Source organism: Comamonas halotolerans (assembly GCF_030162935.1).
GTDB classification, from domain to species: domain Bacteria; phylum Pseudomonadota; class Gammaproteobacteria; order Burkholderiales; family Burkholderiaceae_C; genus Comamonas; species Comamonas halotolerans.
Window position 1 is genome coordinate 114,974 of sequence record NZ_JASAUZ010000067.1, and the last position, 22,650, is coordinate 137,623.

Here is a 22,650-nt window from a genome sequence, read left to right on the forward strand (position 1 = left end):
GGAAGCCACGCCAGCAAACAACCTTTGCGTCCCAGCATGTTTGCAGTCTTTTTGTTCGAGCCTTGCTACGCTTGAAGCCTGTTTACCCGCGTGATGTCTGCCATGCCCTCTGCTTCATCCTCCTTGCTGGCTCTGATCGGCCAGCCGGTACAAGCCATTGAAACGCCTGCGCTGGTCATTGACCTGGACGCCATGCAAAGCAACATGACCCGCATGGCCCAGCATGTGCGGCAGCACCGCGTGCGCTGGCGGCCCCATGCCAAGCTGCACAAAAGCGTACAGATTGCCCGGTGGCTTGAGCAAGCCGGTGCATGCGGCCACTGCGTGCAAAAACTAGAAGAAGCCGAGATTCTGGCCGCTGGCGGCATTCGTGACCTCTACATCAGCAATCAGGTCATCGCCCCCAGCAAGCTGGCACGTGTAGCACAACTGGCACTGCGCCTGCATGCAGCAGGCGGAAGGCTGGCACTGGCTGTCGATCAACTTGAGGGCGTCCACCGTCTGGCTCAGGCCATGCAGGCCGCAGGCGCTCGTCACGCAGTCATTGATGTGCTGGTGGAAATCAATGTGGGGCAAAACCGCTGCGGGGTCGCACCCGGTCATGCCGCTGTTCCACTGGTACAAGCCATCCTAAAACAGCCTTGTCTGCGCTATGCAGGTCTGCAGGCCTACCATGGCGGCGCGCAACACTTGCGCAGTGCAAAGCAGCGCAAGGCAGCTATCGATGAGGTGCTGAACCATGTCCACGCCACACTGCAGGCCTTGGAGGCTGCTGACATTGCAACCCCACTGGTCACAGGCGCAGGAACGGGCACCTTCATCCACGAAGCCGCAAGCGGTGTGTATGGTGAGCTGCAAACCGGCTCTTTTTTGTTCATGGATGCAGACTATGCGGTGAATGAACCTGACCCTAGCCAGCCAGCGTTTGAGCACGCTCTATTTGTCAAAACCCAGGTGATTTCGGTCTGTGCCAGCCATGCAGTTTGTGATGCAGGGCACAAGGCCCATGCCATTGATTCAGGCATGCCCACAGTTCATAGACTCCTGCCCAGACACGCTTTGCGTTTTGCCAATGGAGGTGATGAACATGGCGTCTTGCATGCAGACAGCGCTGCAGGCAATGCCAGCGGCTGGTTACCCGCCTGGGGCAATACGCTGTGGCTCATTCCCGGCCACTGCGACCCTACGGTCAATCTGCACAACCACATGATCGGTGTGCGCGGCGGCCTGCAATCCGGCACCGTGGAATCCATCATCACCGTGGACGCGCGCGGCGCTTTGCGTTGAAATGCACGATGCCCATGAGAAAAAAGCCTGCGCAGATCATCTCTGCGCAGGCTTTTTTGTAGGTGCTGTGAGGCTTACAACTCGCCGTAGCTATGCAGGCCAGACAGGAACATATTCACACCCAGGAAAGCAAAGGTGGTGATAGCCAGACCCACCAGTGCCCACCAGGCAGATACGGTGCCTCGCAGGCCCTTCATCAGGCGCATATGCAGCCAGGCTGCATAGTTCAGCCAGACAATCAGCGCCCAGGTTTCCTTGGGGTCCCAGCTCCAGTAGCCACCCCACGCCTCTGCTGCCCACAACGCGCCCAGTACAGTAGCGATGGTGAAGAACGCAAAGCCCACCGCAATGGATTTGTACATCACGTCATCCAGAATTTCATAGCTGGGCAGACGTGCTGCAATGGCCTTGCGCCCTGCAAGAATGGCAGCCACGATCAGGGAAGAAATGCCAAAGTAAATTATCCAGTAGCTGCTGCCTGACTCCGTGCTCTGACGAAATGCCAGGGGCTCAAAACACAGCGCCACACCCAGCAGCCACAAAGGTGCCAGCTTGTACCACTTGGTCTCATTGGCCTGCTGTTTGATCAGATAGGCAAAGGCCACCATGGCCGCCAGAGCAAATGTACCGTAGCCAATAAAGTTGGCAGGCACATGAACCTTCATCCACCAGCTTTGCAAAGCCGGCACCAAAGGCTGGATCGCATGGGCTTCTCGGACCACGGTGTACCAGAGCAAAAAACCAACCGCAGCACTGACCACCAGCATCACAAAGCCACCCAGAGCGCGGGTTTGGTACTGTGCTTCGTAATAGAGATAAAACAGTGCCGTCATCCAGATGAACATGACGAACACTTCATACAGATTGCTGACCGGGATGTGTCCAATATCTGGCCCCAGCAAATAGCTTTCAAACCAGCGCACCATGGTTCCCACCAATGCCAAGGTGATGGCTATCCAGGTGATGCGAGAGCCCATCGAGCCGAAGGTGTCACGCTCTCCTTTGGCAAACAGGCTGATCCAGTAGAAGATGGTGGACATGAAGCACAGAACACTCATCCACAAAATGGCGGACTGGCTGGACAGAAAATACTTCAGGCCAAACACCGTTTCGGAGCGGTCAATTTGTGCCACACCGTCTGGGCCCTGGTACAGCCCGATAGCCAGCAGCGACAATCCCGCCACGGCCAGCATCAGCTTTGCCAGCGGACGCCAGAACCACCCCATCCAGATCATGGCAGGAATGCTGCCCAGCAGAATGCCTTTCTCATAGACATCCATGGCATGGCTGTATTGGCTCAGCGCAAACAGGCCGCCAGCCACCACAAGCGCTGCAAACAACCAGTCAAACCAGTTGCGGCGCGCAAGGTAGCCTTCGTTCAAGGTAATGGTGGAAGTAGTCGTGCTACTCATACAGAACGCTCCGTGGGGGTCTGCCCTGCACCCGATGTGCTCAGCAGTTTCTCAGTCAAATTCTCAAATTCGCGGTCAGTGTCCATGATCTTGCGATTTGACGAAAGCGCCATGGTTGCTCGCGCCGCATCACCTTGTGGCGCAACCCAGACCCACAGACGACGATCACGCACATACAACATGGCAAAAACGCCAATGATCAGAAACAGGCAGCCCAGATAAACAATGTTTTTTCCCGGTGCCCGAGCCACCTGGAAGACACTGGCTTGCACCTGAGTGAAATCATCCATCATGAAAGCCATGGGCGCTGGGTAGAACTGCGCATCACTGAGTGCAAACACCGATTGGGTCATGAACGCCAAGGTCTGCTCTCCAGGCTCCAACGCTTTCAGGCCGGCTTTTTCACGGCTGAGCTGGGCCAGATCAAACAATACGCCATTCAAGATCCGAATGAGTACCTCGCTGGCACGCTCACGCTCGGCCTCAGGCACATTGGCCTCCATGAACTGGCCAATAGCTTGCAAACCGCCATCAGGTTTACCCTCGGATTGTCCCGTCCCAGCAAACAGGCCCACCGCCCGCAACGCCGACTGCTCCAGCGCATCACGCAGATCTTCACGATCTTCCGGAACAGCCTGTTTGGCGTAACGGCGCACCGCTTCTGCCCGCATGGCAGGGTCCATCAATGCGGCACGCATGCGCATGAAACCTTGCATGCTGCCTTCGTCATCCGCAGGAATGCGCAGGTAGCGGAAGGGCTCTGACGGATTTTCTCGCACTCCCAGCAGAAACATCGGCACACCATCTCCGAAGTCAACCGGACTCATGTAGTTCTGATACTCACGCGCCTGACCCGAGGCATCACGCAGCTTGTAACCGATGCTGGGCCCAATATTGCGCAAGTCCTGCGCAGTAGTCGTTTTGTGACCACCACCCAAGCGTGACTCGATGGAGCTGCGCAAATCCACCTTGCGCACATCCACAGCAGCTTTGTTGCCCGCCTGGCCGCTGAAGTTCTCCACGTTGATCGTGCGCAGTTCGGTGAATTCCAGCGTCAGGCTGTCCTCAGGCCTGGTCGAGCCGCCGCGCATCAGCTGTGTGACACTGCCGATATGGCCCTCCACCTCAAAAACTTCTCCTCCAGCAGTGAAAGGTACGGCGCGCAGTTTCACGCGTGAGCCACCATCATCAAAGCTGGACTGATAAATCTCGATGCCTTTGTAACTGGCGGGGTGATTCACCTCGATGCGCTTTTCCACCTGTTCGCCGGTTTCTTTGTCGTGAATGATCACATCACTGGCAAACAGCTTGGGCATCCCCGTGTCGTAATACTCCACGATGAACTTTTTCAGCTCCACTGCAAACGGCAGCTCTTGCAGCAGCACACCATCGGACTGGTTCAAAATAGCCGTACCGGCCTGCGTGCCCTCAGCCACCATCAAGTTGCCGCGGAAAGTGGGGTTGCGCAACGACAGGCGGTGCTCCTCGGGCACATCAGAAATGCGTCCTGCCCCGATGTACGGGGTTTTCCCCCCTAGCCACATCTGGGCACGCACCACCAGATCACCATCCAGCAGCCCGCCAATGCAGATCAGCACAATCGCTGTGTGCGCCGCGATATAGCCCAGCTTGTTAGCCGCGCCAGCCTTCGCGGCCAGCATATAGCCCTTGCCTTGCGGGGTTTCACGTTCTTGCAGCTTCACCTTCCAGCCACTGCGCGCCAGGATGCCGCCTATGCGCTGCGCCGCAACCTGCGGAACCTCTGCCAACACTGAATCGGCTTTGTGGTGGAAGGCCTTGAGGCTTTGCTCGCGAATGTTCTCTTTGTAATTGCGCAGATCCGCCAGGTATTTGGGCGTATGGCGCAACAAGCACAGCGAAGTGCTGATCACCAGGAATGCCAAGATCAACAGAAACCACCAGGCGCTATAGACAGCGTTGAGCTTGAGCGCCAGAAACAGCTCCGCCCAGAACGGACCAAACTGGTTCACATAATTGACATTGGGCTCGTGCTGTTTGAGCACTGTGCCGATCACCGAAGCGATACAGATGACGGTAAGCAGCGCAATCGCAAAGCGCATGGAAGCCAGCAACTCAAGCAACGCACGCATGCGCTGGGGGCGCTCAAATTCAAAAGGCTTGCCAGAAGTGGAATCAGACATGGGAAGAGACACAGAACCCGAAAGAAAAAAGGCGGGGCCATCACATCATGATGGACCCGCCTTGATTAGGATTTGGTTTGGGCGGCAAGTTCCCGCACTCAACGCGGGAAAATTGATTTAGCGCAAGCCAGCAATATAGTCGGCAACCGCCTTGATTTCGCGGTCGTTGAGTTTAGCGGCCACATCTGTCATTTGCACATTGTTGGCACGAGATCCATCACGGAAAGCATTCAACTGCTTGACTGTGTATTCAGCGTGCTGGCCCGACAAGCGTGGATACTGCGCAGGAATACCAGCACCATTAGGGCTGTGGCAGCTTACACAAGCCGCAATCTTGCGGTCAGGAACACCACCACGGTAAATGCGTTCGCCAATGGTCACCAGCTCCTTGTCAGTGGCAAAGCCAGGCTTGGCTGGCTGTGTAGACACCCAGGCTGTGACGTTTCTCAATTCTTCTTCCGAAAACATCGTCGCAAAGCCCTTCATGACGGGGTCGATGCGCTTGTCATCGCGGAAGTCATGCAGCTGCTTGAGCAAATACTCTGGATGCTGTTGTGCCAATTTAGGATTGATGACAATAGTGGAGTTGCCATCGGCAGCGTGACACGCCACGCAAACAGATTCAAAAATGGCCTGGCCTTTCGCCAGGTCTGGCTTAGCCGGTGTATCGCCCGCCGCGAAGGCCGGGAGAGCGGGTGCTGCCAGTGCGGCAGCCGTCAGCAAAGAGGCGAGCAACTTCATATTGTGGGTCTGGTTATGTGCGCAAATCTGCCAGATTCTACAATGAGGCCCTTACGCTTAATACCCCCCATGACGACCAACTCTCCCGCATTTGCTTCGGGTCAAACTTCTGACCTGATTGATCCCAAGCTGGCCATGGGCTGGATGCACACGGCACGCTTTTTGACTACAGCGGCTCAACTGCACCATTTACCCAAGGTAGACGTCCCGGAAATAGCCTTCGTGGGCCGCTCCAATGCTGGCAAATCTACTTCCATCAACACGCTGACACAGCAAAAGCAACTGGCTTTTGCATCCAAGAAACCAGGCCGCACTCAGCACATCAATTTGTTCTCCTTGGGCAAGCAAGGTGTGACCGATGCCGTTTTGGCTGACTTGCCTGGCTACGGCTATGCCGCAGTATCGCGCTCGGACAAAGAGCGCTGGCAACGTGTGATGCTCAACTACCTCATGCAGCGCGAGAGCCTGACTGCGGTCGTCTTGCTTTGCGATCCTCGCCTGGGACTGACCGAACTGGATGAAGCGCTGCTGGACGCCATCCGCCCGCGCGTGGAAAACGGCCTTAAATTCTTGATTTTGCTGACCAAGGCCGACAAACTCACCCGTGCGGAGCAAGCCAAGATCCTGTCCATCACCAAGCTCAATGCCGGTGGTGGCGAGGTGCGCATGTTCTCCGCACTGAAAAAGCAAGGTGTGGATGCAGTGGCGCAACTGCTGTGGCACTGGAGCCATCCCGAGGGTTTGCCCCCCGGGAAAACAGAGCCTGTTGCCGTCACCCCAGAGACCCCTGAGTCGCCCGCACCAGCTCAAGATTGACTCCCTCGGCACCGCTGAGGTGCTGTTTTGCGGGAGATCAGCATGGTTCGTACTGGCACTCTTACCTTGCCCCAGGGCATCACGCTGCATTGCCACAGCAGCGGTAGTCCAGACCGGCCTTTGCTGGTCTTTTTACATGGTTTCCCCGAGGGTGCATTCATCTGGGACGTCCTCATGGAAAACCTGGGTCAGGATTTCTACTGTGTTGCGCCGAACTTACGCGGCTATGGCGCATCCAGTCAGCCCACAGCCGTTGAAGACTATCGCCCCAAAGTCTTGGTTCACGACTTGGTCACCTTGATTGAACGTCTCTCGCCAGGGCGCCCCGCGGCTTGCGTGATCGCTCACGATTGGGGCGGCGCACTGGCATGGAATCTGGCCAACCAACATCAGCGCTTGCTGCAGCAACTGCTGATCATCAATGCTCCGCATCCAGGCAGTTTTGTACGCGAGCTGCAAAACAATCCCGCTCAGCAAGCCGCCAGCCAGTACATGCACTATTTGCGCCGTCCCGACGCAGCGCAGCGCTTATTGGCCAACGATGGCGCCCAGCTGTTTTCCTGCTTTCAGACGAAGCACGGGCATTGGCCCTCCTGGCTAACGCAAAAATTGCGCACCCAGTATCTGGCCCACTGGAAACTGGGACTGCATGGCGCTTGCGCGTACTACGCGGCCAGTCCCTTGGTTCCACCCCGCGGCGATGACCGCAGCATCATGGGCGTTGACCTCCCCGAGAGCATGCTTCGTATTGAAGTGCCTACGCGCATTCTTTGGGGAGACCAAGACACAGCGCTGCTGCCTGCGCTCCTGGATGGGCTGCACAACTGGGTGCACAAGCTGCACATTCAGCGTGTGCCGGATGCAGGCCATTGGCTGGTACATGAAAAGCCGGCGCTGGTGGAGCAAAGCCTGCGCCACATCCTGCGCAGTCTGGACATGGAATGAGAATTTCCCCTGTACCCAGCCTCTATCGGCCTGGCTACTTTTGCGCGTAGAGCGAAGCCTGTCCCTCTGGGCGTGTCTTGAAGCGTTTGTGCACCCAGTAATACTGAGGAATCATGGTGCGAATGGCGGCTTCAAGCTCGCGATTCATGCGCGCCGTGTCTGCCACATGATCTTCCGTCGGAAAATTTTCCCATGCGGGCGTCATCTCTGCCACATAGCCATCGGGTGTCATGCGGTTGTACAAGCCCACCACCTTGGCTTTCCCCAGGCGCGCAAAGCGCGACAAAGAAGGAATGGTGGCAGTCTCAGGAACCTCAAAAAAAGGCACGAAAACAGAGTCGTTTTTACCGTAATCCATATCAGGCAAGAGGTACAGCAAACCTCCCTTGCGCAGCACCGAAATGATGGGTTTGACTCCGTCTGCGCGGTTAAGCATGCGAACATTGCCAAAGCGCTGGCGCCCCGCCATGAACCAGGCATCAAGCACAGGATCAGGATTGGTGGCGAAGATGGATGTGAATTCGCGCTCGGTATTCAGCGGCAGGGCCAAGCCACCAGCGTCCATGCTGTAGAAGTGCGGTGCAAACACAATGGTGGGCGTGTCGCCATCGAGCTCATGCACCGCGCCTGTGAGCTTGACACGGCTGCGTACCAGGGCTTCCGAGCCGAACCACAGCCAGCTGCGATCCAGAAAGGTCTGGCAAAACACCACAATGCTTTCTCTGGCCAGGGCTTTGCGCTGCGCCTCGGTTTTCTCCGGAAAACAGAGCTCCAGGTTACGCAAGGCAATCTTGCGCCGCGGGGCTGCCGCCACATACAGCACATTGCCAACCATCCGCCCCATGCCACGCAGCACGGGCAACGGTAATTTGGCCAGCACATGCATGCAGGCCACTCCGAATTTGCTCCAGCTCATGCTGCACCACCTTCTGTGCCTGCTGCAGCCTCGTGACGAGGCTGCTTGTAGCGGCCATATCCCCACAAATACTGGCTGGGGCATTGTCGAATCGTATGTTCCATGGCTTGGTTCAGTTGCACCACTGCTTCATCCAGCTGATCGGACAGCGGCTCGGACAATGCTTCGAAAAAGAGTTCGTAGCCACGGCCTGCCGCCAGCCGTTCACAGCGCGCCAGCACCACAGTGGCTCCGGTTTGCAATGCCAGACGCGCGGCGAGTGTCATGGTGTAGGCATCTTTGCCAAAAAATGGAGCCCACTGCCCCTGACCGTGCGGAGGCACCTGGTCAGGTAGCAAGCCCACCGCCTCACCTTTGCGCAACGCCTTGATCATCTGGCGCACGCCGGAAAGACTGGTGGGAACGGCCTGGATACCGCTGCGGTTGCGTGCGGTAAGCATCATCTCTGCCAACCAAGCTTGCTTGGCAGGACGGTACAAAATGGTGATCGGACCATGTTCTGCCGACCACAACTTCGCTGCCCCTTGCACAGACAGCTCGAAACACCCGAGGTGCGGCGTCAAAAACAAAATGCCCTTCCCTTTGGCCCAGCCCTGTTCCACCACTTGCGCGCCATGCACGGCATTGACCGCCGTTTCCGTCAGCCATAGGCGGGGAAGCTCCGCCACCATGCGGCCCGCATGTCCCACCGCATCCTTCACTTGTGCAAAGCGGTAGCCCGCCTGCGCACTATTGGCCGCAAACCGGCGACGATAAGTAGGGGATAGCGCCCAGGCCAGCCAGCCCATGCACGCCCCCAAGAGGTGCGCCAGGGACAATGGCACTACAGAAAGAAAACGAAAAAGGGTTGGCATTACAATAAGCGGATGTCGCCGAGTTAACAGAGCAACTTGCAGGGCGACGTAAAACAAAACTGCTAAAGCGTTCGCCCGACTCCTGTCAGCCGCGGCAACGCAATTGCCCAACACAGGAGTTTATTCAATGGCGAACGACTTTCTCTTTACGTCGGAATCGGTCTCTGAAGGCCACCCCGACAAAGTAGCCGACCAAATCTCCGATGCCATCTTGGACGCAATTTTCGCCCAAGACCCACACAGCCGCGTGGCAGCCGAAACGCTGACCAATACCGGCCTGGTGGTATTGGCTGGTGAGATCACGACTGGCGCAAACGTGGACTACATCCAGGTGGCCCGCGACACCATCAAGCGCATTGGTTACGACAACACCGATTACGGTATCGATTACAAGGGCTGCGCAGTCCTCGTGGCTTACGACAAGCAAAGCCAGGATATCGCTCAAGGCGTGGACAAGGCCAGCGACGACGAGTTGAACATCGGTGCCGGTGACCAAGGTTTGATGTTCGGCTACGCATGTGACGAAACACCCGAGCTGATGCCTGCCCCCATTTACTATGCGCACCGCCTGATGGAGCGCCAGGCCCAGTTGCGCAAGGACGGCCGTCTGCCTTTCCTGCGCCCTGACGCCAAGAGCCAGGTGACCTTCCGCTATGTAGATGGCAAGCCTCACAGCATTGACACCGTGGTGCTCTCGACCCAGCACAGCCCAGACCAATCCGAGTCGGCTACCAAGATGAAGGCATCGTTTACCGAAGCCATCATTGAAGAAATCATCAAGCCCGTGCTGCCCAAGGAATGGCTGCTGGATACCCAGTATCTGATCAACCCCACAGGCCGCTTTGTGGTGGGTGGCCCTCAAGGCGACTGCGGTTTGACCGGTCGCAAGATCATTGTGGACACCTACGGCGGTGCCTGCCCGCACGGTGGTGGCGCATTCTCTGGCAAAGACCCAACCAAGGTGGACCGCTCCGCCGCTTACGCCGCACGTTACGTTGCCAAGAATGTGGTGGCCTCGGGCCTGGCACGCCAATGCCAGGTGCAAGTGGCATACGCTATCGGTGTGGCGCGCCCCATGAACATCACTGTGTACACCGAAGGCACAGGCGTGATTCCTGATACGGAAATCTCCAAGCTGGTCGCAGCTCACTTTGATCTGCGACCACGGGGCATCATCGAGATGCTGGACCTGCGTCGCCCCATCTACAGCAAGACTGCAGCCTACGGCCACTTTGGTCGCGAAGAGCCAGAGTTCACATGGGAAAAGACGGACAAGGCTGCTGCACTGCGCGCTGCGGCTGGCCTCAAGTAATCTCAACCATCGTCATACAAACGGCCGCTGGAGCTTAGCTTCAGCGGTTTTTTTATGCCTTAGCAATATCAGCGCCATCTTCTTTCGCCAAAAGACATTTTTTGTAGACACATTGGCCCCTTGATAAATATCACCTTTTCCTGCTGTTGCCTTTTTAGACTCTTTCAGTGCACCAAGTTGGAGCACTCCCATGCAATAAATAGAAGGGGCTTTGCATATGCAACAGCAAGAAGAGAAGGGGTGGCTCAGCCATGCAGGCTGGATTGCTTTAGCCATCGCAGGAGCGGGCTGTCTAGGTGTGGTCGCTCTAAGAAGAGGAGAAAGCATCAATGCCATTTGGCTGGTTGCCGCGGCAGTCAGCATTTATTTGGTGGCCTATCGCTACTACAGCAAATTCATTGCAACCAAAGTGATGGGCCTGGATCCACGTCGGGCCACTCCCGCCGTACTCAACAATGATGGCCTGGACTACGTCCCGACCAACAAACACATCCTATTCGGACACCACTTCGCAGCCATCGCGGGCGCAGGCCCTTTGGTGGGTCCAGTTCTCGCCGCGCAGATGGGCTATTTGCCTGGCACGCTGTGGCTGATTGCCGGTGTGGTTCTGGCAGGGGCTGTCCAGGATTTCATGGTTTTGTTCATCTCGACCCGCCGCAATGGCCGCTCTCTGGGCGAGCTGGTCCGCGAGGAAATGGGGCAGGTCCCAGGCACGATTGCACTGTTCGGGGCTTACATGATCATGGTCATCATCTTGGCGGTGCTTGCCCTGATTGTGGTGAAGGCGCTGGCCGAAAGCCCCTGGGGCATGTTCACCGTGATGGCCACCGTACCAATTGCGTTGTTCATGGGCATCTACATGCGGTATCTGCGCCCAGGCCGCATTGGTGAGATCTCCATCATTGGCGTGGCACTGCTGCTGCTTTCCATCTGGGCTGGCGGCATAGTGGCGGCCGACCCGTACTGGGGTCCCGCATTTACGTTCAACGGCGTCCAGATCACATGGATGTTGATTGCCTACGGCGCTGTGGCTTCCATGCTGCCCGTTTGGTTACTGCTGGCACCACGCGACTATCTGTCCACGTTCCTCAAGATCGGCACAATTATGGGCTTGGCCATTGGAATTCTGGTGGTGGCACCGGATTTCAAAATGCCGGCACTGACCCAATTCACCGATGGCACAGGCCCCGTCTGGAAGGGTTCCATGTTCCCCTTCCTGTTTATCACCATCGCCTGTGGTGCGGTCTCCGGATTTCATGCGCTGATCTCTTCCGGCACCACGCCCAAACTGCTCGATAACGAAGCCAATGCCCGCTACATCGGCTACGGCGGCATGCTGATGGAGTCCTTTGTGGCCATCATGGCCATGGTGGCGGCCTGCGTGATTGAGCCCGGCGTGTACTTTGCAATGAACAGCCCTGCAGCACTTGTGGGAAGCGATGTACACAGTGTGGCTACTGCCGTCAGTCAATGGGGTTTTCACATCACCCCCGACCAATTGACCCAGGTCGCTCAGGATGTCGGGGAACACACTATCTTGGCCCGTGCTGGTGGTGCTCCCACACTGGCGGTAGGCATTGCTTTCATCCTGCACAATATGTTGCCCGGTGAAAACACCATGGCATTCTGGTACCATTTTGCTATTCTTTTTGAAGCATTATTCATTCTGACGGCGGTAGACGCAGGCACTCGCGCTGGGCGTTTCATGCTGCAAGACTTGCTGGGTAATTTTGTGCCCTCACTCAAGAAGACGGATTCGTGGACAGCCAATATCACCGCCACCATGGGCTGCGTGATCATGTGGGGCTGGCTGCTATACCAAGGGGTGGTGGATCCGTTGGGTGGAATCAACACCTTGTGGCCCTTGTTTGGCATTTCCAACCAGATGCTGGCAGCCATCGCCCTGATGCTCGGCACCGTCGTCCTATTCAAGATGAAGCGTTCGAACTATGCCTGGGTCACCGCGATGCCCGCCGCCTGGCTTGTTCTCTGCACCTCTGCTGCGGCGTTGATCAAATTGCTAGATTCCAACCCTGCCGTAGGCTTCACCAGCCTGGGGCAAAAGTACAGCAATGCCATCGCGTCCGGTGAACTTCTGGCGCCTGCCAAGAGCATGGAGCAGATGCAGGCCATTGCTTTCAATGCCTATACCAACGCAGCGCTGACTGCCGTGTTCCTGCTCGTGGTGTGGAGCGTCCTGTTTTACGCCATCAAGGTATCGTTGAGCGCACATCGCAACCCAGAGCGCACCGATCGTGAAACCCCATTTGTCCCCATGCCACCGACACCGGGGGTCTGACTACGGAGTCTCCAGAGATGCTGAACTTTCAACAAATCCGGCAAGCAGGCAGCTACCTTGGGCAAGCTGCCCGAATGATGGTGGGCATGCCTGATTACGGCACCTACGTGCGGCACATGGAGCAGACCCACCCGGGCCAGCCTTACATGAGCTATGAGGAGTTCTTCAAAGAACGGCTTAACGCACGTTACGCAGGCGGCTCAGGCGGTCCCGTGCGCTGCTGTTAAGCATGCTGTGCCATGACAGCTAAGCGCACTGCCTACCGCTGTCATGGCGCACAATGTTCTCCGTCGAGAGCATGAGCAACCACTCGCCTTCTAATGCAGCACGTACGCCTCCTACACCATTCGTCAGCAATCACCGGACGGGCGTATCTGTCACATCAGCACACCATGGCATCAGGCTTCAAGCCACATGCATTTTGTGCATGTCATTTTCGACTGACAGAAGAACTGACAAGGGGTTTCACCATGCTCAAGTACGCCATTATCTTTGCCATCATTTCCCTGATTGCCGGTTTATTTGGGTTTACCGGGATTGCAGCGGGTGCAGCAGGCATTGCCAAAGTTCTGTTCATTTTGTTCCTGATCCTGGCCGTGGTTTTTGTGGTTCTTGCCGCCATGGGCGTCGGAGCAGCACGCAAAATCATGAAGTAAGGCCAAGCTCCCAGGTCTGTGCTGGGCTGCGCAAGCAGCCCTTTTCTTTGTCACGCTGGCGCTTGCTTCTACACTCAGCCATCCATTGCATGCAACGCTGCCATGACGCTTGATACCCAACTGCTGCTGATTGATCCGCAAAACGACTTCTGTGACCTGCCTGCCAACCTGTGCCCGCAAGACCTGAGCCCCACACTGCCAGTGCCCGGCGCACATGCCGACATGCAACGCGTGGCCCAATGGCTACGTCTGCACGGCAGGCATATCGACCACATTACGGTGACGCTCGATTCGCACCAGATCTTTGATATTGCTCACCCTGTTTTCTGGCAATGCAGCGACGGCAGCGAAGTGCCTCCATTCACTAGCATCCATGCTGCGCAAGTGCGTCAGGGCCTATTCACGCCACGTCAGCCTGCGCACCTGGAACGCGCCTTGGTCTATCTGGATGCTCTGGAGACGCGGGGGCGCTACACCCTGATGGTCTGGCCCGTGCACTGCGAGATTGGCAGTTGGGGCCACGGTGTGCATGCGGATGTGCTCGCCGCCTGTGCCAGCTGGCAGCACATACGGCAGCGGGCCGTGCTGAATGTTTTCAAAGGCACGAACCCCTGGACCGAACACTACAGCGCACTCGAGGCGGAAGTACCTGATACCGCAGCACCAGAGACTTGCTTAAACCAGCCACTCCTGGCAACCCTGCTTCAAGCCCGTCACCTGATTGTGGCTGGCGAGGCCAGCAGCCATTGCGTGCGTGCCACTGTCGAGCACTTGCTGGAACAAGCGCCCAATGGCTTTGCTTCACGCATCACTTTATTGACTGACGGCATGAGCCCCGTCCAAGGCTTTGATACTCAGCAGCAGGTTTTTCTACAACAGTTGCAAGACGCTGGTGCCCGCCTTTGCAGCACATCTGAATTCAAGCTGTAACCCGCGAAAGTTCCCCGCATGCCCATCATTCACAGTCTGCTCGACACCGATCTCTACAAATTCACCATGTGGCAGGCCATGCTGCACCGCCACCCGCAGACACAAGCTGAATACCGTTTTGCCTGCCGCAACACCACGGCCTACCCATTGGCCGAGTTGCAAGCCGAAGTCAACGCCGAGCTTGACCATCTGTGCAGCCTGCGATTTACCAAGGACGAACTCGATTATCTGGGTAGCCTGCGCTACGTCAAAAGCGACTTTGTTGACTTTCTTCGCCTGTTCCAGTTTCAACGCAACTTTATCCAGGTAGAGGCTACGCCCGATGGAAGCCTGAATATTGAGGCACATGGCCCGCAGGTACATGTGATGGGTTTTGAAATCCATGTGCTGTCCATCGTCAACGAACTGTACTTTCGCCGTCTGCAAACCGAAGCCACTTTGGACGAAGGCCGCCGCCGCCTTCAGAAGAAGATTGAGCACCTGCGCACCGTCAAAGATGAGCCCGTTCTGGCCCACCCTTTCGAGCTGTCCGACTTTGGCCTGCGTCGCCGCTTTTCCGAACCATGGCACCGCGAGGTTGTCAGCACGCTCACGCGCGAGGTGCCAAACTGGTTCAAGGGCACTTCCAGCGTGCTGCTGGCCAAAGAACTGAACATCGTTCCAATCGGCACCATGGCACACGAATACCTGCAAAGCTTTCAAGCGCTTGGCGTGCGTCTGCGCGATTTCCAAAAAGCTGCTTTGGAAGATTGGGTCCAGGAATACCGCGGCGACCTCGGCATCGCACTGACCGACACCGTGGGCATGCATGCTTTTTTACAAGACTTTGACCTGTACTTTGCCAAGCTGTTCGATGGCTTGCGCCACGACTCCGGGGATCCTTTCGACTGGGGTGACCTGGCTCTAGCGCACTATCGCAAGTTGCGCATCAACCCGCATACCAAGCGCCTGGTGTTCTCCGACGGCCTGAATCTGGAAAAAGCACTGGAGCTTTGGCGATACTTTGCACCACACATCCAGCTGGGCTTTGGCATAGGCACCAATCTGACCAATGATGTGGGGCTGACGCCGCTGAACATCGTGATGAAACTTGTTCGTGCCAACAGCCAGCCCGTAGCCAAGATTTCAGACACGCCGGGCAAGACCATGTGCGACGACGAGACCTATCTGGCCTATCTGCGCCAAGTGTTTGGCATTGCCGACCCGATTGTTTGAGCGCCCTTCCAAACTGCTGCCTATGCCACCGAGTGCACGGTACATACGCTTTTTTTCACCATGTCCCAGACCGAACAAGCCCCCCATACCGCAGTTTTGATTGGCCGTTTTCAGCCTTTTCACAACGGCCATCTGGCGCTGCTGCGCCAAGCCCTCCAAGCCGCCCGGCAAGTGGTGGTCGTGCTGGGCAGTGCCTGGCAGGCGCGCAGCCCCAAAAACCCTTTTACATGGCAAGAACGTGCACACCTCATTCATAGCAGTCTGAGCCATGAAGAATCTGCCCGCGTGCGCTGCGTTCCAGTGCGTGACTACTACGATGAACCACGCTGGGTGCAGGCCGTGATGACGGCGGTGCAAATTGAAGCCCCCAAAGGCGCAACCATTGCACTGGTTGGGCATTTCAAAGATGACAGCAGCAACTACCTGGCACGCTTTCCTGGCTGGCAATTGCTGAGCCTGTCGCGCCAGGGTGATTTCGATGGAACTCCAATACGCGAAATCTACTGGAACCTGCCCGATCTGTCGGAGACGGCCAAGTGGGATAAGCTTCGCCAGCTCTTACCCCCGGCGGTGGCAGACTGGCTACTCCAGTGGCAAGCAACCCCTGATTACACTGGCATGCAAGCCGAATGGCGCATGATCAGCAACTACAAAGCCGCTTGGGCTGCTGCGCCCTATCCACCAGTCTTTGTCACCGTGGATGGGTTGCTGCTATGCAATGATCACGTGCTGCTGATCCAGCGTGGTCATGCACCCGGCAAAGATCTGTGGGCATTACCGGGTGGCTTTGTGGAGCCACGCGATACGTTATGGCAATCGTGCTTGCGTGAACTGGACGAAGAAACCGGTCTGCCACTTACTCAAGCCGACATGCGCAAAGCTTGGCGGGGCACCGAAGTCTTTGACCATCCTGACCGCAGCCTGCGCGGTCGCACCATCACCCATGTGTTTGTATTTCACCTGCCTGGTTCGGCATTGCCCAGCGTGCATGCAGGTGATGATGCTGCCCGTGCACGCTGGGTGCCTCTGAGCGATCTGGCCGAAATGGAAAGCCAGATGTTCGAAGACCACTTTCACGTGCTTCGCCGCTGCTTTGCACAATTTGGCTCCGGCCCCCGGCCAGCACTTCTTTGATTGTTGATTGATTCCTCGCTTATGACTACCCTGACCATCCGCGCCGCAACTATTGAAGACACCGACCTTATCTTGCACTTTGTGCGCGAGTTGGCCGTCTATGAAAAGGCCGAGCACGAAGTGCTGGCCACACCAGCCCACATACACCGCACGCTGTTTTGTGACAATCCAAAGGTGTTTGGACTGATTTGTCTGGACGGCGATGTTCCCGTTGGATTTGCGGTGTACTTTTTTAACTATTCGACCTGGCAAGGCCGCCACGGTCTGTATCTGGAAGATCTGTACGTCTCTCCCGATCAACGCGGTAACGGTGCAGGCAAAGCGCTGCTCGCTCACCTGGCACAAATCGCTGTGGACAACGATTGCGGACGGTTCGAGTGGAGTGTTCTGGATTGGAACACCCCCTCCATTGAGTTCTATGACAGGCTTGGGGCTATCCCCCAATCGGAATGGATTCGCTACCGTATGACGGGTGATGCCTTGCTGACGCTGGCACGCTCCAAACAGCTTTGATCCCCCTTTCAGCAGGAAAGCGATATTGCGTAGCAAAGGCCTAGGGTTTAATAGAAGTATCAGGTCAATATTTTCTAAAGTATCAAAAATATTGTCAGTTCCACTTCGTCCAAGGATCGCTGCGCTTGAACCGCCTTGCCACACATGCATCGGAAGCGGAGTCGCTGCACTACAACTTGGCGCAACGACTCAGGAACCTGCGTTTTACACCCAGGCTAGAGAGCGATTTTTTGGTGTACTTGCGCACCAGCCAACGCCTTAGCACTCTCTCCACTCTGGTTGCCGTCTGCCTTGTCTGGAGCTTCTATGCGCTGCTTGATTTTTGGCGCCTGCAAGCGCTGTCAGGCAGCGGTTTTGAAAACCATTTTTTCTGGCGCTCCATAGTGCTGCGCTGGCTGGTTTTCGGTTGCTTCGCCTGCTCGCTCTATACATTGCTGAAGCCCCATAGCCCGCAACGAGATTACGAAGCCAGTGTGTGTGGTTCCATTCTCACTTGTTCCATGGCCATTGCGGCTTCTTCGTACACTCTCAAAAATGCCAACATGCCAGACACCAGCGTAGTCATGGTGCTGATCGTCTGCGTTGCTTTTTTTCCTTTGGGTGTCCGGTTTCGCATCATGGTCTGGATTGCAGCAGCGACCGTCTTACTCGTGCTGCTTAGCGGCCCTGCGCTACTACGCTCAGAATCGCATATGCTGCCGCATTGGGTATTGAGCGCAGTCATGTGCGTAGCCTTTGTGCTGTCGGGAGTCGCAGCCTATCACCGCGAAAAGGGCCAGCGCGAGCAGTTCTTGCTTCGCCGCTTGCTCAACTGGGAGGCAACGCACGATCCGCTCACCGGGCTGGCCAATCGACGCATGTTCCATGAACACCTGAAGCGCTGCATGCGACTTGCACAACGCGAGCAAGAAACGCTGTTTTTGGTGCTATTCGATATCGACTACTTCAAGCACTACAACGACCACTATGGTCATGCTGCAGGGGACAAGGTACTGTGCAAAGTGGCTTCTTTGCTGCAGCGCCATGCCCAACGCCCAATGGATCTGGCTGCGCGTTTGGGTGGCGAAGAATTTGCCTTGATCATCTACGGCATGCAGCCAGATGTACTGAAGCTGCATTTGCAGCGTATGCAAGGCACCTTGGCAGGCATGCAGCTAGCCCATGCAAAATCGCCAACGGCAGCGCACATCACGTTCAGCATCGGTGCTACAGCTGTCACTGCGCAAGACTCTCCCGACAGCGCATTCCAGCGTGCAGATGCCTTGCTCTACCAAGCAAAACACCAAGGTCGCAATCAAATCTGCGTCTGAACAGCCAATTACGCCAAGTAATACAGCAGAGACCCCTTGGCTGTGGAGAAGACGATAGAGCACCGTGCTCTGCGGCGTTAGCGCTTGACCCCTGGAATTCCCAAAAACTACCAGGATTTGAGTACGCCTACCTCTTGAAAGCAAAAATTTTTACCTTATTATTAGCACTCGATGGGGTTGAGTGCTAACAACTCATCCCCACATGACTTGGAAGACTGTCTGTGCCTGCACAGGCAGAAGCCTGAATTCACCTTGTTGATTGATATCTAGGAGATGTTATGAACCTGCGTCCTCTGCACGACCGCGTGATCGTCAAGCGCCTCGAAAACGAAACCAAGACCGCTTCGGGCATCTATATCCCTGACAACGCTGCTGAAAAGCCTGACCAGGGTGAGGTATTGGCTGTCGGTCCCGGCAAGCGCAACGACAAAGGCGAGCAAATCGCGCTGAACGTGAAGGTAGGCGACCGCGTACTGTTCGGCAAGTACTCGGGGCAAACCGTGAAGGTCGACGGCAATGAATTGCTGGTGATGAAGGAAGACGACCTGTTCGCAGTGGTCGAGAAGTAAATCACCAAGTGATTTGCTTGCGTCAAAGGCGCACTTGCCCCATTCAATGGAATGGACGCCAAGTCCCGCCAACGACATAAGTTCCACTCAAAACATTGAATTCCATAGCTGCTAACACTTGATTTGAGTGTTTTAGCAACCTGTTTGAATCAGATTTCTAGGAGCCAAAAATGGCAGCAAAAGACGTAGTATTCGGTGGTGAAGCACGTGCACGCATGGTTGAAGGCGTGAACATTCTGGCCAACGCAGTCAAGGTAACTCTGGGCCCCAAGGGCCGTAACGTGGTGCTGGAGCGCTCCTTCGGCGCCCCCACCGTGACCAAGGACGGCGTGTCCGTGGCCAAGGAAGTGGAACTGAAAGACAAGCTGCAGAACATGGGCGCCCAGCTCGTGAAGGAAGTGGCTTCCAAGACCAACGACATCGCTGGTGACGGTACAACCACTGCAACCGTACTGGCTCAAGCCATCGTGCGCGAAGGCTCCAAGTACGTCGCTGCTGGTCTGAACCCCATGGATCTGAAGCGCGGTATCGACAAGGCTGTCGCTGCCTTGGTGGAAGAGCTGAAGAAGCAGTCCAAGGCCACCACCACTTCCAAGGAAATCGCCCAAGTGGGCTCGATCTCCGCCAACTCCGACGAATCCGTGGGCAGCATCATTGCTGAGGCCATGGACAAGGTGGGCAAGGAAGGCGTTATCACCGTGGAAGAAGGCAAAAGCCTGGCCAACGAACTGGATGTCGTGGAAGGCATGCAGTTTGACCGTGGCTACCTGTCGCCCTACTTCATCAACAACCAGGAAAAGCAAGCTGCTATTCTGGACAACCCCTTTGTCCTGCTGTTCGACAAGAAGATCAGCAATATCCGTGACCTGTTGCCTACCCTGGAGCAAGTTGCCAAGGCTGGCCGTCCTCTGCTGATCATTGCTGAAGATGTCGAAGGCGAAGCCCTGGCAACCTTGGTGGTGAACACCATTCGTGGCATTCTGAAGGTTGTGGCCGTGAAGGCGCCAGGTTTCGGCGATCGCCGCAAGGCCATGCTGGAAGACATCGCTATCCTGACTGGCGGCAAGGTCATCGCCGAAGAAGTGGGCCTGACTCTGGACAAGGTGACTTTGGAAGACCTGGGCCAAGCCCAGCGCGTGGAAATCGGCAAGGAAAACACCACCATCATCGACGGTGCTGGCGCTGCTGACGAAATCGAAGCCCGCGTGAAGCAGATCCGTCTGCAGATCGAAGAAGCCACTTCCGACTACGACCGTGAGAAGCTGCAAGAGCGCGTGGCCAAGCTGGCTGGCGGTGTTGCCGTGATCAAGGTGGGCGCAGCCACCGAAGTCGAAATGAAGGAAAAGAAGGCCCGCGTGGAAGATGCCCTGCACGCTACACGCGCTGCTGTGGAAGAGGGTATCGTGGCTGGTGGTGGCGTAGCTTTGCTGCGTGCCAAGCAAGCTGTGGGCGAACTGGCTACAGGAAATTCCGAGCAAGACGCTGGTGTGAAGCTGGTGCTGGCCGCAGTGGAAGCACCTCTGCGTGAAATCGTTGCTAACGCCGGTGGTGAGCCTTCTGTCGTGGTGAACGAAGTGTTGAAGGGCCAAGGCAACTTCGGTTTCAACGCCGCTAACGACACTTACGGCGACATGCTGGAAATGGGTATCCTGGACCCAACCAAGGTCACTCGCACTGCACTGCAAAACGCTGCGTCCGTGGCATCTCTGCTGCTGACCACCGAGTGCATGATCGCTGAAGCCCCCAAGGCTGAAGGCGCTGGCGTGCCTGACATGGGTGGTATGGGCGGTATGGGTGGCATGGGCGGCATGGGCATGTAATTGCCCTGCGGCTGATCGAGGTTTTACGCCTCGATTGCTACACAAACAAAAGGCCGCATTCGCGGCCTTTTGTTTTTCTACATCTCACATGGGAATCATCAACTCCTCAACACTGATTCGCCTCTAACCAGGTTATCGGTTCAACTCCCGTTGAATGGAGACTCCGCTAGGCGCTGCATCAACGCAACCGTTGAGGGATCAACACCTTGCCAATCATTGCTTTGCTGGCGGCTGCGCAACGCTTGCGCCAGCTTTTTGCCAAGCTCTACACCCCATTGGTCAAAACTGTTGATGCCCCATACCGCTCCAGAGACAAAGACGCGGTGCTCATACAAAGCAATCAGGGCACCCAAGGAGGCGGGATCCAACGCTTGGAGCAGCAAAAAGGTGCTGGGTCGATTACCCGGACAGTCTCGCTCCAAACCTTCGCCAGAACGACCAACCATCAGCGCCTGCGCCTGCGCAATCGCATTGATTACCAAGCTTTGATGGTGCGCCCCCAGATATTTGCCGCCATCTCGCAAAGCAATGAATTCCACGGGAATTACATCAGGCCCTTGGTGCAGCATCTGGAAGAATGCATGCTGACCATTCGTACCTGGTTCCCCCCAAACGATCGGAGCTGTAGCCACAGACAGCAGTTCCCCCGTACGCGTAACTCTTTTACCGTTGCTCTCCATCTCAAGCTGCTGCAAATAGGCCGTCAGCCGACGCAAGCCATGACTATAGGGAGCAATACAACGGCTGCCAAAACCACAGAAATTTCGGTTCCAGACGTCCAGCAGACCTAAGCGAACTGGAAGATTTCGCTCATCTGCTGTTGTGAAAAAGTGCGCATCCATTTCATGTGCGCCTTGCAGCAGGTTGCGGAACTGCTGAGCGCCAATCGCAATGGCTATGGGCAACCCAATGGCAGACCACAAGGAAAAGCGTCCTCCTACCCAGTCCCAAAAACCCAGCGTGCGAGAGATCCCGAATGCGCTGGCGGCAGCCGTATTCGTGGTCAGCGCAATAAAGTGCCGGTCAATGCAGCAATTGGCATCTGTCTCCTGACTTCCTCCATTGGCCAAAAACCAATCTCGCGCAGAGTGCGCGTTGAGCATCGTCTCTGCAGTAGTGAATGACTTGGAGGCGATCAGAAACAAGGTGCTCTCTGGTTTCACTTTGCGCAACACATGGCCCAGCTCATGCCCGTCCACATTGGAGACAAAGTGAAAGTTTTTGCCTGGCTCAACCCAGTCTTCCAGTGCCTGGACCACCACTTCTGGCCCAAGGTGCGAACCTCCGATGCCAATGTTGACGATGTCGGTGATGAGCGGGTCTGCTCGCACCTGCTCGGCCAGCTCAAGCATGGCATCCAAAGTGGTATGCACATCGCCCAACGCTTGGTGCATGTAGGAGTCCCATGCATGCACCACCGCACTGTCGCGCAACAAACCACCATCGCGAGGCATTCGCAGCAGCCAATGCATGACCGAGCGCGCTTCCGTGCTGTTGATTGCCTGCCCTGACAGCATCGCATCGCGCAAGGCGTGCAAAGAACAAGCCTGGGCCAATGCACTCAGATACTGCCCGGTCTCATCCTTCAGCCAGTTCTTCGACAAATCAGCAAACACATATGGCGCTTGCTGGCTGTGTTTTTGCAAGCGATCAGCATCGTTTGCAAAAGCTTGCTGCAGGTCGAGGCCTCCTTCAAACGTTTGAAAGTGTGCCTGCAACTGCGCCCACTCGGGCAATTCATGACAAACCAAACTCAACC

Annotated in this window: 21 protein-coding genes; 14 read left to right on the plus strand and 7 right to left on the minus strand. The window is 56.3% G+C overall.

The window, feature by feature from the left end; all coding sequences use genetic code 11:
• Window positions 1-102: 102 nt before the first annotated feature.
• Window positions 103-1,287, plus strand: coding sequence for a DSD1 family PLP-dependent enzyme (locus QEP11_RS17205; RefSeq protein WP_413788748.1), 1,185 nt, complete (start codon window positions 103-105; stop codon window positions 1,285-1,287).
• Between the two features lie 74 nt (window positions 1,288-1,361).
• Here the strand turns inward: QEP11_RS17205 and ccsB are convergent, their stop codons facing one another.
• The 3 genes from ccsB to QEP11_RS17220 form a co-directional block, all read right to left on the minus strand.
• A complete protein-coding gene (gene ccsB / locus QEP11_RS17210) occupies window positions 1,362-2,699 on the minus strand; it encodes a c-type cytochrome biogenesis protein CcsB (protein ID WP_284337879.1) in 1,338 nt (445 codons plus the stop codon).
• Window positions 2,696-4,861, minus strand: a complete 2,166-nt coding sequence (locus QEP11_RS17215) for a cytochrome c biogenesis protein ResB (protein ID WP_284337880.1) — start codon at window positions 4,859-4,861, stop codon at window positions 2,696-2,698. The genes ccsB and QEP11_RS17215 overlap by 4 nt, the downstream gene beginning before the upstream one ends.
• A 117-nt stretch (window positions 4,862-4,978) precedes the next feature.
• The gene (locus QEP11_RS17220; RefSeq protein ID WP_284337881.1) at window positions 4,979-5,602 is read right to left on the minus strand and encodes a c-type cytochrome; all 624 of its coding nucleotides are present in this window, start codon (window positions 5,600-5,602) and stop codon (window positions 4,979-4,981) included.
• Window positions 5,603-5,671: 69 nt separating this feature from the next.
• On the opposite strand from QEP11_RS17220, the gene yihA reads away from it, so the two are divergent.
• Both yihA and QEP11_RS17230 read left to right on the plus strand, forming a co-directional pair.
• Complete coding sequence (gene yihA, locus QEP11_RS17225; RefSeq protein ID WP_284337882.1) at window positions 5,672-6,418, plus strand: ribosome biogenesis GTP-binding protein YihA/YsxC; 747 nt, start codon at window positions 5,672-5,674, stop codon at window positions 6,416-6,418.
• Window positions 6,419-6,460: 42 nt separating this feature from the next.
• A complete protein-coding gene (locus tag QEP11_RS17230; protein ID WP_284337883.1) occupies window positions 6,461-7,363 on the plus strand; it encodes an alpha/beta fold hydrolase in 903 nt (300 codons plus the stop codon).
• Window positions 7,364-7,397: 34 nt separating this feature from the next.
• Here QEP11_RS17230 and QEP11_RS17235 read toward each other — a convergent pair whose 3' ends face one another.
• On the minus strand, window positions 7,398-8,279 hold the full coding sequence (locus QEP11_RS17235; protein WP_284337884.1) for a lysophospholipid acyltransferase family protein: 882 nt from the start codon (window positions 8,277-8,279) through the stop codon (window positions 7,398-7,400).
• Window positions 8,276-9,133 carry a lysophospholipid acyltransferase family protein gene (locus QEP11_RS17240; protein ID WP_284337885.1) on the minus strand — a complete coding sequence of 286 codons (858 nt, stop codon included), beginning with the start codon at window positions 9,131-9,133 and terminating at the stop codon, window positions 8,276-8,278. The genes QEP11_RS17235 and QEP11_RS17240 overlap by 4 nt, the downstream gene beginning before the upstream one ends.
• 127 nt (window positions 9,134-9,260) lie before the next feature.
• Between QEP11_RS17240 and metK the strand changes: the two genes are divergently transcribed.
• Window positions 9,261-10,445, plus strand: coding sequence for a methionine adenosyltransferase (gene metK, locus QEP11_RS17245; RefSeq protein ID WP_284337886.1), 1,185 nt, complete (start codon window positions 9,261-9,263; stop codon window positions 10,443-10,445).
• 12 nt (window positions 10,446-10,457) lie between these two features.
• On the opposite strand, the gene QEP11_RS17250 is transcribed toward metK, so the two are convergent.
• Window positions 10,458-10,637 carry a hypothetical protein gene (locus QEP11_RS17250; protein WP_284337887.1) on the minus strand — a complete coding sequence of 60 codons (180 nt, stop codon included), beginning with the start codon at window positions 10,635-10,637 and terminating at the stop codon, window positions 10,458-10,460.
• Window positions 10,638-10,662: 25 nt separating this feature from the next.
• Between QEP11_RS17250 and QEP11_RS17255 the strand changes: the two genes are divergently transcribed.
• The 10 genes from QEP11_RS17255 (at window position 10,663) to groL (ending at window position 20,891) form a co-directional block, all read left to right on the plus strand.
• Window positions 10,663-12,744: a carbon starvation CstA family protein gene (locus QEP11_RS17255; protein WP_284337888.1), complete on the plus strand. Its 2,082-nt coding sequence runs from the start codon at window positions 10,663-10,665 to the stop codon at window positions 12,742-12,744.
• Between the two features lie 17 nt (window positions 12,745-12,761).
• The gene (locus QEP11_RS17260) at window positions 12,762-12,971 is read left to right on the plus strand and encodes a YbdD/YjiX family protein (protein WP_284337889.1); all 210 of its coding nucleotides are present in this window, start codon (window positions 12,762-12,764) and stop codon (window positions 12,969-12,971) included.
• A 243-nt stretch (window positions 12,972-13,214) separates the two neighbouring features.
• Window positions 13,215-13,400 (plus strand): DUF1328 domain-containing protein, encoded by a 186-nt coding sequence (locus QEP11_RS17265; RefSeq protein WP_284337890.1) that lies wholly within the window; start codon window positions 13,215-13,217, stop codon window positions 13,398-13,400.
• Between the two features lie 102 nt (window positions 13,401-13,502).
• The gene (locus QEP11_RS17270) at window positions 13,503-14,330 is read left to right on the plus strand and encodes a cysteine hydrolase family protein (RefSeq protein WP_284337891.1); all 828 of its coding nucleotides are present in this window, start codon (window positions 13,503-13,505) and stop codon (window positions 14,328-14,330) included.
• A gap of 18 nt (window positions 14,331-14,348) precedes the next feature.
• On the plus strand, window positions 14,349-15,545 hold the full coding sequence (gene pncB / locus QEP11_RS17275; RefSeq protein ID WP_284337892.1) for a nicotinate phosphoribosyltransferase: 1,197 nt from the start codon (window positions 14,349-14,351) through the stop codon (window positions 15,543-15,545).
• 60 nt (window positions 15,546-15,605) lie between these two features.
• Window positions 15,606-16,679 (plus strand): bifunctional nicotinamide-nucleotide adenylyltransferase/Nudix hydroxylase, encoded by a 1,074-nt coding sequence (locus QEP11_RS17280; RefSeq protein WP_284337893.1) that lies wholly within the window; start codon window positions 15,606-15,608, stop codon window positions 16,677-16,679.
• Between the two features lie 21 nt (window positions 16,680-16,700).
• Complete coding sequence (locus QEP11_RS17285; protein WP_284337894.1) at window positions 16,701-17,192, plus strand: GNAT family N-acetyltransferase; 492 nt, start codon at window positions 16,701-16,703, stop codon at window positions 17,190-17,192.
• 125 nt (window positions 17,193-17,317) lie between these two features.
• Window positions 17,318-18,502, plus strand: coding sequence for a GGDEF domain-containing protein (locus tag QEP11_RS17290; RefSeq protein ID WP_284337895.1), 1,185 nt, complete (start codon window positions 17,318-17,320; stop codon window positions 18,500-18,502).
• A gap of 278 nt (window positions 18,503-18,780) precedes the next feature.
• A complete protein-coding gene (groES, locus tag QEP11_RS17295) occupies window positions 18,781-19,071 on the plus strand; it encodes a co-chaperone GroES (protein ID WP_174862408.1) in 291 nt (96 codons plus the stop codon).
• A gap of 170 nt (window positions 19,072-19,241) precedes the next feature.
• The gene (gene groL, locus QEP11_RS17300) at window positions 19,242-20,891 is read left to right on the plus strand and encodes a chaperonin GroEL (RefSeq protein ID WP_284337896.1); all 1,650 of its coding nucleotides are present in this window, start codon (window positions 19,242-19,244) and stop codon (window positions 20,889-20,891) included.
• A 140-nt stretch (window positions 20,892-21,031) separates the two neighbouring features.
• Here the strand turns inward: groL and pgi are convergent, their stop codons facing one another.
• On the minus strand, window positions 21,032-22,648 hold the full coding sequence (gene pgi, locus QEP11_RS17305) for a glucose-6-phosphate isomerase (RefSeq protein WP_284337897.1): 1,617 nt from the start codon (window positions 22,646-22,648) through the stop codon (window positions 21,032-21,034).
• Window positions 22,649-22,650: the final 2 nt, after the last annotated feature.

What these genes read in the sequence shown, in the direction of transcription:
- QEP11_RS17285 (WP_284337894.1), top strand. Translation starts at nt 16,701, where the DNA reads ATGACTACCCTGACCATCCGCGCCGCAACTATTGAAGACACCGACCTT.
- groL (WP_284337896.1), top strand. Translation starts at nt 19,242, where the DNA reads ATGGCAGCAAAAGACGTAGTATTCGGTGGTGAAGCACGTGCACGCATG.
- QEP11_RS17235 (WP_284337884.1), bottom strand. Translation starts at nt 8,279, where the DNA reads ATGAGCTGGAGCAAATTCGGAGTGGCCTGCATGCATGTGCTGGCCAAA.
- pncB (WP_284337892.1), top strand. Translation starts at nt 14,349, where the DNA reads ATGCCCATCATTCACAGTCTGCTCGACACCGATCTCTACAAATTCACC.
- QEP11_RS17205 (WP_413788748.1), top strand. Translation starts at nt 103, where the DNA reads ATGCCCTCTGCTTCATCCTCCTTGCTGGCTCTGATCGGCCAGCCGGTA.
- QEP11_RS17215 (WP_284337880.1), bottom strand. Translation starts at nt 4,861, where the DNA reads ATGTCTGATTCCACTTCTGGCAAGCCTTTTGAATTTGAGCGCCCCCAG.
- QEP11_RS17220 (WP_284337881.1), bottom strand. Translation starts at nt 5,602, where the DNA reads ATGAAGTTGCTCGCCTCTTTGCTGACGGCTGCCGCACTGGCAGCACCC.
- QEP11_RS17270 (WP_284337891.1), top strand. Translation starts at nt 13,503, where the DNA reads ATGACGCTTGATACCCAACTGCTGCTGATTGATCCGCAAAACGACTTC.
- QEP11_RS17280 (WP_284337893.1), top strand. Translation starts at nt 15,606, where the DNA reads ATGTCCCAGACCGAACAAGCCCCCCATACCGCAGTTTTGATTGGCCGT.
- QEP11_RS17250 (WP_284337887.1), bottom strand. Translation starts at nt 10,637, where the DNA reads ATGGGAGTGCTCCAACTTGGTGCACTGAAAGAGTCTAAAAAGGCAACA.
- ccsB (WP_284337879.1), bottom strand. Translation starts at nt 2,699, where the DNA reads ATGAGTAGCACGACTACTTCCACCATTACCTTGAACGAAGGCTACCTT.
- QEP11_RS17260 (WP_284337889.1), top strand. Translation starts at nt 12,762, where the DNA reads ATGCTGAACTTTCAACAAATCCGGCAAGCAGGCAGCTACCTTGGGCAA.
- QEP11_RS17230 (WP_284337883.1), top strand. Translation starts at nt 6,461, where the DNA reads ATGGTTCGTACTGGCACTCTTACCTTGCCCCAGGGCATCACGCTGCAT.
- QEP11_RS17255 (WP_284337888.1), top strand. Translation starts at nt 10,663, where the DNA reads ATGCAACAGCAAGAAGAGAAGGGGTGGCTCAGCCATGCAGGCTGGATT.
- groES (WP_174862408.1), top strand. Translation starts at nt 18,781, where the DNA reads ATGAACCTGCGTCCTCTGCACGACCGCGTGATCGTCAAGCGCCTCGAA.
- yihA (WP_284337882.1), top strand. Translation starts at nt 5,672, where the DNA reads ATGACGACCAACTCTCCCGCATTTGCTTCGGGTCAAACTTCTGACCTG.
- QEP11_RS17265 (WP_284337890.1), top strand. Translation starts at nt 13,215, where the DNA reads ATGCTCAAGTACGCCATTATCTTTGCCATCATTTCCCTGATTGCCGGT.
- QEP11_RS17240 (WP_284337885.1), bottom strand. Translation starts at nt 9,133, where the DNA reads ATGCCAACCCTTTTTCGTTTTCTTTCTGTAGTGCCATTGTCCCTGGCG.
- metK (WP_284337886.1), top strand. Translation starts at nt 9,261, where the DNA reads ATGGCGAACGACTTTCTCTTTACGTCGGAATCGGTCTCTGAAGGCCAC.